The following is a 15,177-nucleotide window of genomic DNA, read 5'->3' as shown; positions in this document are numbered from 1 at the left end:
TCATGGCTTCACCCCGTTTTGTTCATCTTCGCGTCCATTCCGAGTTTTCGATTACGGATGGAGTCGTGCGCATTGATGATGCGGTAGCTGCTGCCGTCAAAGATGAGATGGGCGCGTTAGCGATTACGGATTTAAGTAATTTATTTGGTTTGGTGCGGTTCTATACTGCTGCCCGTTCTGGCGGGATCAAGCCGATTGCCGGAGCGGATGTTTGGGTGAGCAATCCTCAGGATCCAGATCAGCCTCATCGCTTATTGCTCTTGGTACAAAATCATTCCGGTTACCTCAATTTATGTGAGCTGCTCAGTAGGGCATCTCTCGACAATCAATCTCGTGGTCGCGCTGAAGTCGATTCCGCTTGGTTTAGTGAGCCCGCTGCCAAAGCAGAAGATAAAGCGGCCAAGCGCACACTCTCTTATGGCTTGATTGCACTTTCTGGCGCACGTATGGGTGAAGTCGGCATCGCGCTATTGGGTGGGCAAGAAGACCATGCCAAGATTGTTGCTAGACGCTACGAAAAACTCTTTCCGAAGTCTTTCTACATCGAGGTCCAGCGCGGCGGTAATCCTCAAGATGAAAAGCAACTCCAGCTTGCTTGCCATCTCGCCAGTGAACTAAACCTACCGGTGGTTGCAACCCACCCAGTGCAGTTCATGCAAAAGAGCGACTTTACAGCGCATGAAGCCCGCGTATGTATTGCTGAAGGGGAGTTACTCGGCAATCCACGCCGAACCAAAAAGTTTAATGACGAGCAGTACTTCCTGACCCAAGAGGAAATGGAAAAGCGTTTTGCTGATTTGCCAGTCGCACTAGCGAACTCGGTTGAAATTGCCAAGCGTTGCAATCTCTCATTGGTATTAGGTCAACCACGTTTACCGGATTTTCCAATACCGCCCGGAATTACTTTGGAAGACTATTTGTTGCAGCAATCCGAGGTCGGTTTGAAGCGCCACATGGAGCGTAATTTCCCGGATGCAGAAGAGCGCGAAGCAGAAATGAAGCGTTATTACGATCGTTTGGTATTTGAAGTCAAGACGATTTCTCAAATGGGCTTCCCGGGTTACTTCTTGATCGTGGCAGACTTTATTAACTGGGCTAAAAATAATGGCGTGCCTGTAGGTCCAGGCCGCGGATCCGGTGCCGGATCTTTAGTGGCGTACTCACTCGGTATTACCGACTTGGATCCGCTCCGTTACAACTTACTCTTTGAGCGCTTCCTTAACCCAGAGCGGGTATCGATGCCCGACTTTGATATCGACTTTTGCCAACATGGTCGCGACCGTGTGATTCAGTATGTAAAGGATAAGTACGGTAAAGATGCGGTGAGTCAGATCGCCACCTTCGGAACTATGGCAGCTAGAGCGGCGATTCGTGATGTGGGGCGTGTACTAGAGCAGGGCTATAACTTCGTAGACGGAATTGCCAAACTCATTCCGAATAAGCCAGGTCAGTACATGACGATTGAGATGGCAAAGAAGGAAGAGAAGCAATTAGCCGAGCGCGAAAAGAATGAAGATGAAGTGCGTCAATTACTTTCCTTGGCGCAGCAGTTAGAGGGCATGACCCGTAACGTGGGTATGCATGCGGGCGGTGTCTTAATTGCCCCAGGGCGCCTCACTGATTTTTGCCCACTCTACACACAAGAAAGCAAAGATCAAGACAGTAGCTCTGTGATCAGTCAATTTGATAAGGATGACGTAGAAGCGATTGGTCTAGTGAAGTTCGACTTCTTGGGTCTGACTACTCTCACTATTTTGGCAGCAGCAGAGCGTTGGATTAAATCATTACACGCTGATCGCAGAGACTGGAATATCGGAGAGATTGCGCTCGATGATGAAAAAGCATTTGATGTTCTGAAGCGCGCTAATACTGTCGCAGTATTTCAGCTAGAAAGCCGCGGCATGCAGGGCATGCTACGTGAAGCCAAGCCAGACCGCTTTGAGGACATTATTGCCCTAGTGGCTTTGTATCGTCCGGGCCCAATGGATTTGATCCCAGACTTTATTGAGCGTAAGCATGGTCGTCAAAAGGTAGAGTATCCCGATCCCCGTATTGAGCCTGTTCTGCGCGAGACCTACGGCATCATGGTCTATCAAGAGCAGGTGATGCAAATGGCGCAGATGATTGGCGGCTACTCATTGGGTGGTGCCGACATGTTACGTCGTGCGATGGGTAAGAAAAAGCCTGAAGAAATGGCTCAACATCGCAAGATCTTTAGTGATGGTGCAAAAGCGGGTGGCATTACCGAGTCAAAGGCAAATGAGATCTATGACTTGATGGAGCGTTTTGCGGGTTATGGATTTAATAAGTCCCATGCTGCCGCTTACGCACTCTTGGCATATCAAACCGCTTGGCTCAAAGCGTATTACCCAGCTGAATTTATGGCAGCCAACTTATCGCTCGCAATGGATGACACCGATAAGGTGAAAATTCTGTATGACGATTGTTTGGTAAACAACATTCGGGTGTTCTCTCCTGATATCAATACTGGTGTTTATGAGTTCACGCCATTGCGCGCACCCGATGCAGCTCCAGATTCATCCATCAGTCACATTCGTTATGGCTTAGGTGCTGTGCGTGGTACCGGTGAGGCAGCGATTGAATCTATCGTGAAGGCACGTGAAACTGGCGGGCCATTTAAAGATTTGTTTGATTTCTGTGCAAGAGTGGATCGTAGACAAGTCAATCGCCGCGCTATTGAAGCGCTGATGCGTGCGGGCGCGTTTGATAGCTTGTATCGTGACTCCGTTCCTGCGGGTGGGAATCTGTATGACATTCGCTCTACCTTACTTGCCTCTTTAGCCAGAGCGATTGAGGCTGCTGAACAAGCCGAGGCATCGATTCACCAGGTGAGCTTGTTTGAGGCGGCCGGTGAAGAGGATCGCCATCTTCCAGAGTTAGTGCGTGAGCCTATCTGGTCTGAAAAGAAGCGTTTGCAAGAAGAGAAGAATGCCTTGGGTCTTTGCCTAACAGGGCACATGTTTGACGCCTATCGCGATGAGACTTCTCACTTTATCCGGCAGCCTTTATCTAAGGTAACAGAGGGTAAAGATCAACTCATTGCTGGCATTATTACTTCAGCTCGAATGCTGACTGGTCAACGCGGTCGCATGATGATTGCAACTATCGATGATGGCTCTGCTGCCCTCGAAGTCACCTTGTATAGCGAAGTCTACGAGCCCAATCGTTCTTGGCTAAAAGAGGATGAGCTCTTGGTTGCAAAGGTGAATGTGACGCCCGATAAGTTCTCAGGCGGCATGCGTATTGTGTCTGAGGCGGTAATGGATATCACGGGTGCGCGAATGCGCTTTGCCCGTAATGTGCATGTCTGTATTGATAATGCGGTTGATATCAAGATGCTCCGTAGCCAAATTAATCCCTACCTTATGGCTAATCGTGTGCGTGATCCTAAGCTTGGTGCATCTGCCCCTGCTGCGCCGGGATCCAATGATGGTATGAAGGGCTTAATGCTGACGGCTGCCGTCACTACTAGTGGCGGTGCTTGCTTGATGCAGTTCCCAGAAGAGTTGCGTATCTATCCTGACGATGCCTGTTTGCATGGCTTAAATCAAATCCTAGCTTCTAAGCAAAAAGATCCTGTACAGATTCAGTATCACTAAGTACGGTATTGCAGGATTGACCGTTGCTTTAGTTCGGTAATGCCTTCTGAATTGCCTCAATGACTTGCTTGGGTTCTAGCAGGTCCAAGCACTCACTATAACTATCGGCCTTATCTAGGCATCCGGCTTTACGGCAAGGCACGCATTCACCAGGGCCTTGCAGGATGGTGACATTGCCAACGGTTTGGGTGCGAGCACGCAATTGATATGGCTGCTCACCAATAAAACCATTGGGCCATGGACCAAAGTTCGTTGGTGGGGTGGCACCAAACAGAGTGATGGTTGGGGTATTGCATGCTGCTGCTAAATGGGTGATTGAAGTATCAACCCCAATATACAAGGCGGCCCCACGAATCAAAGTGCCTGCTTGGGGGATAGATAATTTACCAGCAGCATTAATCACTTTTTTCTTAGTTTCATCATCCAACAAGGAAATGATGTCGTGATTAAGTTGTATATCTTGCTTAGCAGGTGACGCACTGAGGATTACCTGGAAGTTCTGACTTACGAGCCAAGTGATGAGCTCTTGCCAATACGCAAGCGGCCAGCGCTTATAGGCCGTTAATGGTCCTGGGTGTACAACAACATAAGGTTGCTTAAGTTCGTTTGCAATGACCGGCGTTAAGGGCTCTCCTGCAGGCGGAGTAACTAAGATCGGTTTGGAAAATAATTCAGCTCGGTTTTTAAAAAAGACCTCTAGTAGGCGCAGTTTTTCGGCAATAACATGCTGCTTAAAGTAGTCAACATCCACTGTGTGCATGCAGATAAATTTCTTCCAGGCATTTTGCTTCTCACTCTTACTTCTTTTCTGTTGGTCTTGTGCATCTTTGCCTTGAGGATGACCACCCAGTACGCCGACTCTTCTAAAGGCCGCTACTAAGCCATAAAGGTAGGCGCGATCACTAGGTTGCGTCACAACTGCTAAGTCATAACGCTGAAAGAGGCGATTAAAGAGGGTGAGATATTCCCCAAAACCGGGACGATCCGAAGTTTCAATCACTTCAGCAATATCAGGATTGCCATGAAGCATCTCTAACTTGCCGCGATATCCTAAAAAATGAAACTCCGCATGAGGCCAAAGCTCTCTGGCTTTGCTAATCAGAGGCGTTGTTACTAATACGTCTCCAATTTGCCTCGTGGCAATAAATAAAACCTTTTTAGGTTTAAGTGCGGAATAAGCAGTCATAGCGTTTTAAAAAGTCAAAGAGCCTTAGCCAAGATCTTCTCGCGAACACGTCGAGCATTCTCGGCAGCATTGCCTTGATCGTGGATTGGATGAAAGAGATGGAGTACTTCCGTGGACCATGAGCCTGACTTGCGACGGATGCGATGGTGTTGTAAGCGGAAGATAAAATCGGCATCCTCATGGCCCCAGCCGGTCATAGTTTCATCAAAGCCATTGATTGCTTCAGCATCGGCTTTCCAGCAAGCCATGTTGCAACCCTTGATGCGACGCCAAACAAATTTTTTGTAGTCACGCCAGGAGCCGTTACCCAGCTTTACTTTGAGGGGCCAATATTTATTGATGCCTCCACTCAAGCGCTTGCTGATAAGGTTTGAAGAAAAGCGCTCATAATTCCACTGAGGCCAAGCGAGTAATTCGGTGGTGAGGTTTTCATTGAGCAAGACTCTGCTGCCAGTAACTAAGTACTCCTTTTGAGCTAACGCACGATGCCGCGCCACAAAGTCTGGCTGGACAATGCAATCACCATCCAAGAAAACCAAGTAATCGCCATGAGCTGCAGCGATTGCTTTATTGAGGATCTTGGTTTTCTGAAAGCCTTGGTCTTCTTGCCAAAGATGGGTAATAGAAGTGGGGTGTGAGCCTTTAATGGACTCAATAAGGTCTTTTGTGCTATCGGTAGAGCCATCGTCAGCGATGATGATTTCAAAGTCCTGATCGGTTTGCGTAGCCAGAGATTCTAGGCAAAGCTTGAGTGCTTGTGGCCAGTTATAGGTGGCTAGCAAAATCGAAATCATTTACCGGCTTCCTGATTCAGGTGCCACAACTTGATATAGCGGTAATAGGTTCCTTGACCATTGGATACTGCTAATGCAAATCCTTGAGGACCGTCTAAAAATCCCGCACGCAAAACATAGGTGCGGAAAAATGCCCATGCACCATGCAGGACTGCCTTAAGAGGGTTGCTTGTTTTACCTCTAGCAAATGCTTGCTCTGCTGAGGCTGTGGAGTAGCGATCTAGCTTTTGGAGTACTTGAGAGTAGTTCATGAAGCTGTAATGCAGCATGGGATTTTCTAATTTTGCGACTTGACCATTGGGAACTAGGCGTTCATGAACCAAATCATCTGAGAAGCGGGCGGTGCCTCGTTTAAATAAACGATCGACATAATCCGGGCTCCAGCCAGAGTGACGGATAAAGCGTCCGCAATACCAAGAAAGTCTGGGGATGGCAAAGCAATCTACATGGGCGCTATGGTGAATGGCCGTCAGAATTTCTGACTTTAGAGCAGGGGTGAGTCTTTCATCGGCATCCAAGGATAGAACCCATTCGCTGGTAGCTAAATCCAGGGCGCGGTTCTTTTGTGGCCCAAAACCAGGCCAATCCGGCGGCTGGGCTATCGTTGCCCCGTGGTTTTTGGCTATCTCTAGGGTATGGTCAGAGCTGTTGGTATCAACAACCACGATCTGCTGGGCGATCCCCTCTAGGGAGGCCAGACAATCGTCCAAATTGGCCTCTTCATTGCGGGTGATGAGTATGACTGATAAGGTGGGCATAATTCATTATATGAATGCTCAAGACCGTACCGCCCTAAATCGCCTAATTACCTATCTCAAGCCCCATTACGGCTTGATTATTGGATCACTTTTAGCTATGGCATTAGTAGCTGGCGCTGAAACCTCTATTCCAGCCCTAATGAAGCCTTTGTTGGATCGAGGATTTACTGGCCAGCTCAATAGCAAACTTTGGCAAGTGCCGGTTTTCTTGGTTGGCTTGGCTTTGGTTCGAAGTTTGGCTCAGTTTCTATCGAGCTATTTGCTAACTAGGGTAATTAACTCTGTGCTTTTAAAGTTGCGAGCACAAATGTTTCAGACCCTCTTGCATGCCAGCAATACTTTTTTTCAGAAAAACTCTGCCTCCAATTTAATTAATGCCGTCGTGTTTGAAGTTAATAACATTCTAAGCATTATGGGCAATATGTTAATAAGTCTAGTGCGAGATTCATTAACAGTCGTTGGATTAATTGGTTATTTAATTTATTTAAATTGGCAGTTGACTTTAGTCGTCTTGGTTATTTTCCCCGTGATTGCATTCATCATGAGCAAGATCAATCGTCGCTTAAGGTCTCTCAATAGGGAGCAGCAAACGCTGACAAGTGAGCTTGCTTATATTGTTGAAGAGGCAGCAGCGGGATACAAAATCGTCAAAGTACATGGCGCGGAAGAGTATGAAATGTCCCGCTTCATGCAAAAGGCAGAACGCTTGCGCCAGTTTGCCTTGAAGTCTGCAGTGGCCGGCGGTCTAAATCAGCCAATTACACAACTCATTGCCTCCATGGCTTTGTCCGTGGTGTTGGTGATTGCCTTGATGCAATCTGCTACGGAAGGTACTACTGTGGGTGGGTTTGCAGCCTTCATTACTGCAATGATGTTGGTGATTTCTCCCTTGAAGCATTTAGCGGATATCAACCAACCTTTGCAGCGTGGTCTTACTGCAGCAGAGATGATTTTTGCATTGATGGATCAACCTTTTGAGGAAGATCAAGACCGCAAGCAAAGTATGAAGCCGCTTAATAAGGCAAAAGGCGCTATTCGTTTTGATAATGTAGGGTTCTCTTATCAGCAAGAAGCTGGACGTCAAGACGCTTTAAGTAATATCAATCTCACCATCAAGCCTGGGGAGGTGATTGCCTTTGTGGGACCATCTGGTGGCGGTAAGTCGACCCTGGTCAATTTGTTACCTCGATTCTTCAAGCCCACTAGTGGCCACATTTACTTGGATGACATTCCGCTGGAAGATATTGTGCTCGCAGATGTACGTCGACAAATCGCATTTGTCAGTCAAGACGTTATTCTCTTTAATGACACTATTGCCGCTAATGTGGCATATGGCGCAAATGGCCCAGCTGGAGTCGATCGCGGTCGCGTGATAGAGGCATTAGAAGCCGCTAATCTCAGCGCTATGATCAAAGAATTGCCAGAAGGCATTGATTCCATGGTTGGGGACAACGGTAATCGCTTATCTGGCGGCCAACGTCAGCGTTTAGCCATTGCACGTGCTATCTATAAAGATGCACCAATTCTGATATTGGATGAAGCTACATCGGCTCTGGATTCTGAGTCCGAGCGTCAGGTTCAGGAAGCGCTGGATACCCTAATGGCTAATAGAACGACTTTAGTGATTGCACACCGTTTATCGACCATTGAGCATGCTGACAGAATTGTGGTTTTGGAACATGGCAAAATTGTAGAGAATGGCTCTCACGAGGATTTAATTAAGCATGATGGCTTGTATGCGAACTTGCATCGCATTCAATTCTCGAACGCTTAATTTAGAAAACTTAATTCAGAAAACTTAACTCAGAACAATATCGTATTGCTCTTGGCGGAAGCTACCTTCCGCTTGTAGGGTAATCGGCTTGCCAATGAAATCCCCCAACTGCGCCAAGAATTGATTCTCTTCCTCTAGAAATAAATCAATTACATCAGGCGCAGCCACAATCCTAAATTCACGTGGATTAAATTGGCGGTGCTCTCGCACAATTTCCCGCAAAATCTCATAACAAATCGTTTGGGCAGTTTTAATCTCACCTTTGCCAAGGCAAGTGGCGCAAGGTTCACAAGTGATATGGGCTAAGGACTCACGCGTCCGTTTGCGGGTCATTTCTACCAAGCTTAATGCAGAAAAGTCGCTTACTGAGGTGCGTGCATGATCGCGTTCAAGATTGCGTTTGAGTTCATGTAATACAGATTCTTGATGGTCTTTGCCAATCATGTCGATGAAATCAATGATGATGATTCCACCCAGATTGCGTAAACGGAGTTGACGTGCAATCGCTTGGGCTGCCTCTAGATTGGTTTTAAAGACAGTGTCATCGAGATTGCGTGCACCGACGTAACTACCTGTGTTCACATCAATCGTAGTCATCGACTCTGTTTGATCGATCATGAGGTAGCCACCAGACTTGAGATCGACTCGGCGACCTAGTGCTTTATTAATCTCCGCATCAACATCAAATAAGTCAAAGAGTGCGCGTTCGCCGCGATGCAGAGTCAGCTTGCCTAAAAGGTTAGGCATGTAGGCATTCGTGAATGCTTTGAGCTTCTCAAAATTCTCAGCAGAATCCACACGGATTTGGGTGGTGTCCTCACCGGCAACATCGCGCAATACCCGCTCTGCTAGGCTAAGGTCCTGATAGAGTAGGGTAGGCGCCGGATTGTGTTTCATGGCCGCATGAATGTTTTCCCAGGTAGTTCGCAGGTAAAGCATGTCATGCTGTAGTTCTGTATCGGATGCATCTTGAGCGCTAGTGCGGACGATGATGCCGCCTTTTTCGTCTTCAGCCATTAGACCTGCAAGACGCGCCTTAATGGCTTCGCGTTCTTCAGGTTGATCAATCCGCTGCGAAACACCAATATATTTTTCGGTAGCGGTATCGCTACCTGCTGGCGGTAGATAAACTAAATTGCGTCCAGCAATACTCAGTTGGGTTGTTAAGCGTGCACCTTTTGTCCCTAAAGGGTCTTTTAATACCTGCACCAACAGTGTTTGACCTTCAAATAATAATTTTTCAATTTGTGCTTGAGGATTATTTTGTGTGATGTCGGCGACATGCATAAATGCTGTACGCTCAAGACCAATTTCGATAAATGCCGATTGCATGCCTGGCAGTACACGAACGACTTTGGCTAAATAGATATTTCCCACGATACCGCGTTGGCGAGTGCGCTCAATTTGTAGCTCTTGAACTGCTCCTTGCTGAATTAAAGCAACGCGCGTTTCTTGCGGGGTGATATTGATCAGTATTTCTTCGTTCATATGCTGCTAACTTGGGCGCGATCTAGTAAAAGCTTTGTTTCATAAATAGGTAGACCCATGATACCGCTATAACTACCCTGAATTGAGGGAATAAAAGCCCCACCCAAGCCCTGTATGCCATAGGCGCCAGCCTTACCAAAGGGTTCGCCGCTGGCGATATAGGCGTCAATCTGCTCTATCGACAAAACAGCAAACTGAACTTTAGAAACCTGTACAAGCTGTATGGGTTTTTCATCGGGATTCACGGTGATCGCTACCGAGCTGAGAACTTCATGTATTTTGCCGCTGAGCATTGTCAAAATTCGAGTGGCATCCTCTGCGTCAACCGGCTTGCCCAGAATTTCACCATCAGGATGAGTGGGTAAGCTCACAGTAGTATCGGCGCAAAGAATGGGAGCCCAAGGCAAACCACTTTTTCCCCACCTTAAAAGTGCTGCAGCACTTTTTGCTAAGGTAACGCGCTCCACATAGGGGCGCGCTTTTTCATGTGGGAGAGGGGTTTCGATGCTCTCGCTATCTTCATCTGAACTTGGTAGCAGCATTTCAAAGCAAATACCCATTTGCTTTAAGAGCTCTTGGCGGCGAGGGCTTTGTGAAGCGAGATAAATAAAAGAGTTCAACGGATTACTCGCGATGATAGGGGTGGCCTTGCAAAATAGTCCAGGCTCGATAAAGCTGCTCTACTAACATGACTCTGGCCATGGCATGCGGCAAGGTAAGACTAGAGAGTCGCCACATGGCTTGCGCACCCGATTTAAGACTAGGGTCCAAGCCATCTGCACCACCAATTAAAAAGGTAATGTCAAAGCCTTCTTGGCGCCAGCTAGCCAGTTGAGTGGCAAGAATCTGAGTGGTTTGGTCTTTGCCTCGTTCATCCAAAGCGATCACTCTAGATCCCTTGGGAATGGCTGCTGCAATTTTTACCGCTTCTTTAGCGGGGGTGAGATCTGGTTTAATCTCTTTGATTTCAATGCTGCAATCTGCAGGCATTCTTTTGATGTAGTCATGAGTTGCCGTAGCAACCCAATCAGGCATCTTATGACCAACAGAAACGATGGTGAGCCGCATTGTCGCAAGTGACGACGAGATTACTCGTCGTCTTCGGATTCGCTGGCCTTAACAAGACCTTTGTCACCAGCTAATTTCACGCGTACAGGTTTGGCACCCCACATACCCTCAAGCTGATAGTAAGAGCGCAGCATCGGTTGCAAAATATGTACGACGATGTCGCCACAATCAACCAGTACCCATTCGCCGGTTTCTAAACCTTCGATAGAAATGACTTCTCCACCTTTAGCATTCACCTCTTCTTTAACCGACATAGCTAAAGAACGTGTTTGACGGTTACTAGAACCAGTGGCAATGACCACTCGATCAAATAACTCGCTTAATTTAGTGGTGTCATACACGCGGATATCTTGTGCTTTAACATCTTCTAGGGCATCAATCACGACGCGTTGTAATTTACGTAAGTCCATATTTTCTCGGCAATAATTTTTCTATTTAGGGTGATCTTAGCTTGATTACTGGTACAAGCCCAGATTTGTAATGATTTCTAGGGTGTGGGTTGGAATTTGCTCGGATGCAATAGAGGTCCGTAAGCTGGATTTAAGGCGATCTCGTAGTGCTGTTGAGGATAGATCAATATTCAAGCTTTCATCGATGTATATGAGGCCTGCAGCGCTATTTTCAAGGGCGTCGGCATCAGATGTTTGATGGGTCTTCAAAAATTGACCTACTTCAGAGCTTATTTCTAGCTTTAAATCATGATGCGGCCTAGTCGCCACCGCAAAATTAACATACTGACTCAGCTTTTCCCAGGAGTTCCAGCTAGGGAGGGCAACCAAGGAATCTGCCCCCATTAGCCAAGTCAGGCTAGCACCTGTTCCAAAGCGCTCACGCAAGGCTTTAACGGTATCAATCGCATAACTAGGCCCAGCGCGATCAATCTCCATGCGATCAATGCCTACTTGAGTGGAAATCTTGAGATATAAAAATGCGCGCGCTAAATCAATACCGGCAGCTTCAGTCAACTTCAGGCGCATTTCTGCAGGAGTAATACCGGTTCCCTTTTGCCATGGCTCACCACTCGGAATAAGTAGCAGTGCATCTAAGTGGAGTAGCTTTGCAAAATGCGTAGCTAATTTTAAATGACCAACATGGGGCGGATCAAATGTACCCCCGAGAATGCCAATTTTCTTTATAGCGCTCAAGCTAGCCAATCTCGTGGCTTAAGGTAATAGTCATACAGCTTTGCCTCAGGAGTACCAGGCTTGGGTTGCCAGTTGTACCACCACTGAACTACTGGTGGCATCGACATCAAAATAGATTCGGTGCGACCACCAGAGTGCAAACCAAAGATAGTCCCACGATCAAAGATCAGGTTGTATTCCACATAGCGACCGCGCCGATACTCTTGGAAAGATTTTTCTTCGGGAGTGAAGCTATCTTGATAGCGGCGCTGCACGATTGGTAGGTAAGCAGAAATAAATGCATCACCCACTGCGCGAGTCATAGCAAAACTTTTCTCAAACCCAAGCTCATTAAAGTCATCAAAGAAAACGCCGCCAATACCACGAGGCTCTTCGCGATGTTTTAAGTAAAAGTATTCATCGCACCATTTTTTAAAACGAGGGTAGAGCTCCTCGCCAAAAGGGTCTAAGGCATCTTTAGCGGTTTGATGAAAGTGTTTGCAGTCTTCATCAACGCCGTAATAGGGTGTGAGGTCAAAGCCACCCCCAAACCACCATACCGGCTCTTTACCAGGCGCTTGCGCAATAAAGCAACGCACATTCATATGCGTGGTGGGTACTTTGGGGTTATTCGGGTGGAATACCAAAGACACGCCCATTGCTTCAAAGCTACGACCTGCTACCTCTGGACGATGATGTGATGCAGAAGGGGGCATTTGATCGCCACGGACATGGGAGAAGCCTACTCCACCTTTTTCCAGAATATTGCCGCCATCCAAAATGCAGGTGCGACCATAACCCTTGAGTTTGCTGTCTTCAGGTTTGTGCCACTCATCAGCAACAAAGACCTTGCCATCCAAAGCACTCATTGCACTTGTGATTCGGTCTTGCAAGCCTAAAAAATACTCTTTTAAGGTTGCGATATCGATTTGGGTCTGTTGATCTGACAAGGGCGTTCTAACTTGATGGGTTTACTTAATTGCGCGGTAACCAATATCTTTACGATATTGCATGCCGTCAAACTGGATATGGTTGATGGCTTCATATGCTTTTTGTTGGGCGCCACGTACGGTATCAGCAAGTCCAACAACGCACATCACCCGTCCACCGGAGGTCACTACTTTGCCATCTTGTAATTTTGTACCAGCATGGAACGTAATTTGATCTTCAGTATCAGCCGGAATGCAGGTAATCACATCACCAGCACGTGGGGTATCAGGGTAATTGTGGGCTGCAAGCACAACGCCTAAGGCAGTGCGACGATCCCATTCCAGTTCAACTTCATTGAGCGTTCCATCTACTGCATGATCTAGTGCATTGACGAGATCACTGCGCAGACGGGCCATGATCGGTTGTGTCTCTGGGTCGCCCATGCGGCAGTTAAATTCCAAAGTCTTGATCTTGCCATCGGGAGAGATCATTAAGCCCGCATACAAGAAGCCTGTGTACGGAATGCCATCCGCTTGCATACCTTTGACGGTTGGCATGATCACTTCACGTAATGCACGCGCATGAATTTCTGGGGTGACTACTGGTGCAGGGGAGTAAGCACCCATGCCGCCCGTATTCGGTCCTTGGTCAGCATCGAGTAAACGCTTGTGATCTTGACTGGTCGCTAATGCAAGAACATTCTTGCCATCCACAAGAACAATGAAGCTAGCTTCTTCACCTGTTAGGAATTCTTCAATCACAACGCGGGCACCTGCATTGCCTAATTTATTATCAGCCAACATCATATCAACTGCGGCATGCGCCTCTTCAAGACTCATTGCCACTACAACACCTTTACCTGCCGCAAGGCCATCAGCCTTAATCACAATTGGCGCACCCTTGGCATCAATATAAGCATGCGCTTCAAGTGCACTAGAAAACGTTTGGTAATCGGCTGTTGGAATACCATGACGCTTCATAAAGGCTTTAGAAAAGTCTTTAGAGGATTCCAGTTGAGCTGCCAATTGAGTTGGGCCAAAAATACGCAAGCCATTATTACGGAATACATCCACAATGCCGGCGGCCAGCGGAGCTTCTGGACCCACAACCGTTAGATGAATCTTCTCGCGCTTAGCAAAATCAGCCAGCTCTTGCAATCCAGTGATCGGTAGGTTCTCGATACCTGCAGCAGTTTGTTTAGCAGTTGCTGTACCACCATTGCCAGGAGCAACATAAACCGTTTGGACTTGTGGTGATTGAGCCAACTTCCAAGCTAGCGCATGTTCGCGTCCGCCAGATCCGATTAGGAGAATTTTCATAACAAGCTATCTAGTATTTAAATGAAGTAATTAAAAGAAATAAAGTTAAAAATTAAAGTGCCGCGTTCGTAAACACTTCTTGAACGTCATCCAAATTCTCAAGCGCATCTAACAATTTCTGCATGCTCTCAGCCTGATCACCTTCCAAGGCAATCTCAGTTTCAGGGCGCATGGCAACCGTTGCTAGCTCAGGCTTGAGACCTGCTTTACTAATGGCATCTTGTACGTTTGAAAAATCAGGAACAGGAGACAGTACCTCTAAAGAACCGTCATCGTGAGTAATCACATCTTCAGCGCCAGCATCTAATGCAACTTCCATGAGTTGATCTTCGCTAGTACCTGGAGCAAATAACATCTGACCGCAGTGTTTGAATAAAAAAGCAACAGAACCTTCGGCGCCCATATTGCCGCCATTCTTATTAAAAGCATGACGAACTTCAGCAACGGTGCGGGTACGGTTATCGGTTAAGCAATCCACAATAATGGCGGCGCCATTCATGCCATAACCCTCATAACGAATTTCTTCGTAGTTCACGCCTTCTAGAGATCCAGTGCCGCGTTGAATCGCTCTTTGCACGTTATCGTTTGGCATATTGGAGTCTTTGGCCTTATCAATAGCTAGGCGTAAACGTGGGTTAGTAGCAATATCACCACCGCCTAATTTGGCGGCTACGGTAATTTCTTTAATGAGTTTGGTCCAAATCTTGCCGCGTTTTTCGTCCTGACGACCTTTGCGGTGCTGAATATTGGCCCATTTCGAATGGCCGGCCATACGGGTAAGTCCTTTTAATAATTTGGCTAGAAGAGCTCATTTTAAGGGGTTCTAGACACAAGGTAGGGGGTATCTGACCATTTTTTGTTACACTCTCATGTCTTAGCAGTAACAAAGTAGCAAAGTAAGCAGAATTTCCACTGCAAACACCTGCCTCGGTGATGGAATTGGTAGACGTGCCGGACTCAAAATCCGGTGCCGCAAGGCGTGGCGGTTCGAGTCCGCCCCGAGGCACCACAAAAACTAAATAGTTGGGAAACAAATTGCCAACTATTCGTGTTTATAAGCCTATCAGGCTAAAATACAAATAAAATACGAAACAGATTAGTAACTTTTCGTAACTT

At 47.0% G+C, this 15,177-nt stretch carries 12 protein-coding genes, 1 tRNA gene and 1 pseudogene; 3 read left to right on the top strand and 11 right to left on the bottom strand.

Annotated elements, in window-relative coordinates:
• Positions 1-2: 2 nt before the first annotated feature.
• Positions 3-3,620 carry a DNA polymerase III subunit alpha gene (gene dnaE / locus ICN40_RS08475; protein WP_216243396.1) on the top strand — a complete coding sequence of 1,206 codons (3,618 nt, stop codon included), beginning with the start codon at positions 3-5 and terminating at the stop codon, positions 3,618-3,620.
• A 28-nt stretch (positions 3,621-3,648) separates the two neighbouring features.
• Here dnaE and ICN40_RS08470 read toward each other — a convergent pair whose 3' ends face one another.
• Genes ICN40_RS08470 through ICN40_RS08460 form a run of 3 tightly spaced genes read right to left on the bottom strand, consistent with a single transcriptional unit; the run spans position 3,649 to position 6,358 of the window.
• Positions 3,649-4,806 carry a glycosyltransferase family 9 protein gene (locus ICN40_RS08470; RefSeq protein ID WP_216243395.1) on the bottom strand — a complete coding sequence of 386 codons (1,158 nt, stop codon included), beginning with the start codon at positions 4,804-4,806 and terminating at the stop codon, positions 3,649-3,651.
• 14 nt (positions 4,807-4,820) lie between these two features.
• Complete coding sequence (locus ICN40_RS08465) at positions 4,821-5,600, bottom strand: glycosyltransferase family 2 protein (RefSeq protein WP_216243394.1); 780 nt, start codon at positions 5,598-5,600, stop codon at positions 4,821-4,823.
• A complete protein-coding gene (locus tag ICN40_RS08460; protein ID WP_216243393.1) occupies positions 5,597-6,358 on the bottom strand; it encodes a glycosyltransferase family 2 protein in 762 nt (253 codons plus the stop codon). Before ICN40_RS08460 ends, ICN40_RS08465 begins: the two co-directional genes overlap by 4 nt.
• A gap of 10 nt (positions 6,359-6,368) precedes the next feature.
• On the opposite strand from ICN40_RS08460, the gene msbA reads away from it, so the two are divergent.
• A complete protein-coding gene (gene msbA, locus ICN40_RS08455; RefSeq protein WP_216243392.1) occupies positions 6,369-8,132 on the top strand; it encodes a lipid A export permease/ATP-binding protein MsbA in 1,764 nt (587 codons plus the stop codon).
• A 24-nt stretch (positions 8,133-8,156) separates the two neighbouring features.
• On the opposite strand, the gene rng is transcribed toward msbA, so the two are convergent.
• The 8 genes and pseudogenes from rng to ICN40_RS08415 form a co-directional block, all read right to left on the bottom strand.
• Positions 8,157-9,620, bottom strand: coding sequence for a ribonuclease G (gene rng / locus ICN40_RS08450; RefSeq protein ID WP_216243390.1), 1,464 nt, complete (start codon positions 9,618-9,620; stop codon positions 8,157-8,159).
• Complete coding sequence (locus ICN40_RS08445) at positions 9,617-10,240, bottom strand: nucleoside triphosphate pyrophosphatase (protein ID WP_216243388.1); 624 nt, start codon at positions 10,238-10,240, stop codon at positions 9,617-9,619. The genes rng and ICN40_RS08445 overlap by 4 nt, the downstream gene beginning before the upstream one ends.
• Before the next feature lie 4 nt (positions 10,241-10,244).
• A complete protein-coding gene (gene rlmH, locus ICN40_RS08440) occupies positions 10,245-10,688 on the bottom strand; it encodes a 23S rRNA (pseudouridine(1915)-N(3))-methyltransferase RlmH (RefSeq protein WP_216243387.1) in 444 nt (147 codons plus the stop codon).
• Between the two features lie 23 nt (positions 10,689-10,711).
• Positions 10,712-11,098: pseudogene (gene rsfS, locus ICN40_RS08435) on the bottom strand (ribosome silencing factor); the annotation flags it as partial.
• Between the two features lie 45 nt (positions 11,099-11,143).
• Positions 11,144-11,833 (bottom strand): nicotinate-nucleotide adenylyltransferase, encoded by a 690-nt coding sequence (locus ICN40_RS08430; RefSeq protein ID WP_216243386.1) that lies wholly within the window; start codon positions 11,831-11,833, stop codon positions 11,144-11,146.
• Positions 11,830-12,741, bottom strand: coding sequence for an oxygen-dependent coproporphyrinogen oxidase (hemF, locus tag ICN40_RS08425; protein ID WP_216243428.1), 912 nt, complete (start codon positions 12,739-12,741; stop codon positions 11,830-11,832). The genes ICN40_RS08430 and hemF overlap by 4 nt, the downstream gene beginning before the upstream one ends.
• 42 nt (positions 12,742-12,783) lie before the next feature.
• Entirely contained in the window at positions 12,784-14,061 is a 1,278-nt protein-coding gene (purD, locus tag ICN40_RS08420; protein ID WP_216243385.1) for a phosphoribosylamine--glycine ligase, read from the bottom strand.
• A 52-nt stretch (positions 14,062-14,113) separates the two neighbouring features.
• Positions 14,114-14,833 carry a YebC/PmpR family DNA-binding transcriptional regulator gene (locus ICN40_RS08415; RefSeq protein ID WP_215361548.1) on the bottom strand — a complete coding sequence of 240 codons (720 nt, stop codon included), beginning with the start codon at positions 14,831-14,833 and terminating at the stop codon, positions 14,114-14,116.
• Between the two features lie 152 nt (positions 14,834-14,985).
• Between ICN40_RS08415 and ICN40_RS08410 the strand changes: the two genes are divergently transcribed.
• Positions 14,986-15,070, top strand: a tRNA-Leu gene (locus ICN40_RS08410).
• Positions 15,071-15,177: the final 107 nt, after the last annotated feature.

This window comes from Polynucleobacter sp. Fuers-14 (genome assembly GCF_018882045.1).
In the GTDB taxonomy this organism is placed as follows: domain Bacteria; phylum Pseudomonadota; class Gammaproteobacteria; order Burkholderiales; family Burkholderiaceae; genus Polynucleobacter.
The sequence above is the reverse complement of the archived record's forward strand: the minus strand, read 5'-3'. Positions and strand labels throughout refer to the sequence as shown.